Origin of the sequence: Cellulomonas sp. GbtcB1 (assembly GCF_019091725.1) — a bacterium.
In the GTDB taxonomy this organism is placed as follows: Bacteria; Actinomycetota; Actinomycetes; order Actinomycetales; family Cellulomonadaceae; genus Cellulomonas.
This window is the reverse complement of sequence record NZ_JAGXJG010000110.1, coordinates 1-2837: the sequence shown is the minus strand read 5'-3', so window position 1 is coordinate 2837 and position 2837 is coordinate 1. Positions and strand designations below refer to the sequence as shown.

Genomic DNA, 2837 nt, shown 5'->3' with positions numbered 1-2837 from the left:
CGCCGCGGGTCCGGCGTCCGCCCTCCCGCCGCTCGCCGAGCCCGCCGCCGCGTTGCTGCGCGCCCCCGCGTGGGGCGCGGCGCTCGGCGCCGCCCGGCCCGAGCGCGTCGGCACCGTGCGCGGCGTCGTCGGTCTGACGGTCGAGGTCGCGGGCACCGGTGCGGCCGTGGGCGAGCTCGTGGCCATCGACCCGGGCGACGGCACCGAGGTGCCCGCCGAGGTCGTCGCGACCGGCCGCGGCTCCGCGCAGGCGATGCCGCTCGGCCCGACCCACGGCCTGCGCGCCGGGATGCCGGTGCGCCCGCGGGGCACCGCGCTCACCGCGCCGGTGGGCCCGGGCCTGCTCGGCCGGGTGCTCGACGGGCTCGGCCGGCCGATCGACGGCAAGGGCCCGCTGCTGGGCGTCGGCGCCGCCGAGGTGACGGGGCACGCCCCGCACCCGCTGGCCCGCGCCCGCGTCGCCCAGCCGCTGGACCTCGGCGTGCGGGTGCTGGACACCCTCGTGACCGCCGGCCGCGGCCAGCGCCTCGGCCTGTTCGCGGGCTCCGGCGTCGGCAAGTCGTCCCTGCTGTCGATGATCGCCCGCGGCACCGACGCGCAGGTCTCCGTGATCGCCCTGGTCGGCGAGCGCGGCCGCGAGGTGCGCGAGTTCCTCGAGGACGACCTCGGCCCCGAGGGCCTGGCCCGGTCGGTCGTCGTCGTGGCGACCTCCGACGAGCCGCCGCTCGTCCGGCTGCGCTCCGCGTTCGTCGCGACCCGGATCGCCGAGTGGTTCCGCGACCGCGGCGACGACGTCGTGCTGATGATGGACTCGCTGACCCGCGTCGCCATGGCGCAGCGCGAGATCGGCCTGTCCGTCGGCGAGCCCCCGGCGACCCGCGGCTACCCGCCGAGCACGTTCGCGCTGCTCGCCCAGCTGCTGGAGCGCGCGGGCACCGGCGCCACCGGCTCGGTCACCGGCCTCTACACCGTGCTGGTGGACGGCGACGACCACAACGAGCCGATCGCCGACGCCGCCCGGTCCATCCTCGACGGCCACGTCGTGCTGGAGCGGTCGCTCGCGGTCGCCGGGCACTTCCCGTCCGTCGACGCGCTGGCCTCCATCTCCCGCGTCGCCTCCCGCGTGACCGGACCGGACCAGAAGGCCGCCGCCACCCGGCTCCGCCGCGTGATGGCCGCGCGCCGCCAGGCCCAGGACCTGCTCGACGTCGGCGCCTACGTCGCCGGGTCGAACCCGCTGGTGGACGCCGCCGTCGCGCACGGCGCGGACATCGACGCCTTCCTGCGCCAGGGCATGGACGAGCGCGCGCCGTCGGCCGACTCCTGGGCGCGGCTCGCCGCGCTCGTCGCCGCGATGGGGGACCTGCCGTGAGCCGCGCGTTCCGCCTGGCCGGGCTGCTGCGCCTGCGGGCGCTCGCCGAGGAGCAGGCCGCCGCCCAGCGCGCGACCAGCGCCCGCGGGCGCGACGCCGCCGTGGCCCGCGCCGCCGCGACCGAGGCCGCGCTCGGCTCCGCCGTCTTCCCGCCCGGGGCCGACCCCCGGGGCGTGCAGGCCGTCGTGGCCAGCCGGCTCGCGCTGTCCGCGCTGCTGGTCGACCGGCGCGCCCAGGTGCTCGTCGCGCAGGACGAGGTCGACGCCGCCGACGCGGCGTGGTCCGCCGCGCGCACGCAGACCCGCACGCTCGAGAAGCTGCAGGAGAAGCACGAGACGGTCGTCCGCGCCGAGGAGCAGCGGGCCGAGCAGGTCGTGCTGGACGAGGTCGCCGGCCGGCGCCGCGCCGCGGTGCCCGCCGGGGCCGACGCGGAGGGGGACCGGTGACCGGGGGAGTGGCGGCCGTGCAGGCCCGCATCGCGGAGATCCGCGCGTACGTGGAGCCGGCGGCAGTGGCGGTCGCGTCGACGTCGTCCGCGACGGCGTCCTCGGCGTCCTCCGCGACGTCGACCGCCGGCTCGCCGGCCGCCGGCACCGACTTCGCCACCGCGCTCGCGCAGCTCACCGGCGCAGCCGGCGCCGACCTCGGCACCGTGCCCGAGAACGCGCTGTCCACGACGGTCACCGGCCAGGACCTGGTCGAGGCCGCGAAGAAGTACCTCGGCACGCCCTACGTCTGGGGCGGCGAGTCTCTCGCGGAGGGCGGCCTGGACTGCTCCGGGCTGGTGCTCCGGTCGCTCGCCGACCTCGGCATCACCTCCGGGGTGCCCCGGGTCGCCCGCGACCAGGCGACCCTCGGGGAGTCGGTGCCGTCGCTCGACCAGGCGCTCCCCGGGGACCTGGTCGTGCTCAACGGCGGGAAGCACATCGGCATCTACGTCGGCGACGGGAAGATGATCGACGCCCCGAAGCCGGGGAAGTCGGTGACCATCCGCGACGTGTACGCCGAGCCGACCACGATCCGGCGGGTCCTGCCGCAGGCCGCCGCCACCCCGACGGCCGCCCCGGCCTCCGCCGCGCTGTCCTCCGCGCTCGCGAGCACCGCCGCCGGGCAGAACGCGCTGGCGCTGCTCACCGGCTCCGCCGGCTCGACCGCCGCGTCGGGCGCGACCGGCTCGCTCACCCAGGCGCTCGGCGCCCTCGGCTCCGGCTCGGCCGGCGCCGGCACCTCGACCTCGTCCCTGCTCACGTCCCTCTGGGGGGCCGCCTCGTGACCATCAGCACGCTTCCCGCCGCCCCGGCGCGCGCCGCCGTCGCCGCGTCGGCCGGCGCCGCCGGGCGCTCGGCGTCGACCGGGTTCGACGCCGTCCTGCAGGGCGCGCTCGCCGCCGGCCCGCAGGACCGGGCCGCGCAGCCGGACCGGTCGTCCGCCGACCGGCCCGGCGCCGACCGCACCGCCGCCGACC

The 2837-nt window shown here is 79.1% G+C and carries 4 protein-coding genes; all 4 read left to right on the top strand.

Going from position 1 to position 2837, the window contains the following annotated elements; translation table 11 throughout:
• The first annotated feature begins 55 nt into the window (after nucleotides 1–55).
• Nucleotides 56–1372, top strand: coding sequence for a FliI/YscN family ATPase (locus tag KVT14_RS19900; protein ID WP_217617247.1), 1317 nt, complete (start codon nucleotides 56–58; stop codon nucleotides 1370–1372).
• Nucleotides 1369–1818 carry a flagellar FliJ family protein gene (locus tag KVT14_RS19895; RefSeq protein WP_217617246.1) on the top strand — a complete coding sequence of 150 codons (450 nt, stop codon included), beginning with the start codon at nucleotides 1369–1371 and terminating at the stop codon, nucleotides 1816–1818. Before KVT14_RS19900 ends, KVT14_RS19895 begins: the two co-directional genes overlap by 4 nt.
• Nucleotides 1815–2645, top strand: a complete 831-nt coding sequence (locus KVT14_RS22770; protein ID WP_217617245.1) for a C40 family peptidase — start codon at nucleotides 1815–1817, stop codon at nucleotides 2643–2645. The genes KVT14_RS19895 and KVT14_RS22770 overlap by 4 nt, the downstream gene beginning before the upstream one ends.
• Nucleotides 2642–2837: hypothetical protein (locus tag KVT14_RS19885; RefSeq protein WP_217617244.1), on the top strand; the 196-nt coding region annotated here is incomplete at its 3' end. The genes KVT14_RS22770 and KVT14_RS19885, both read left to right, overlap by 4 nt.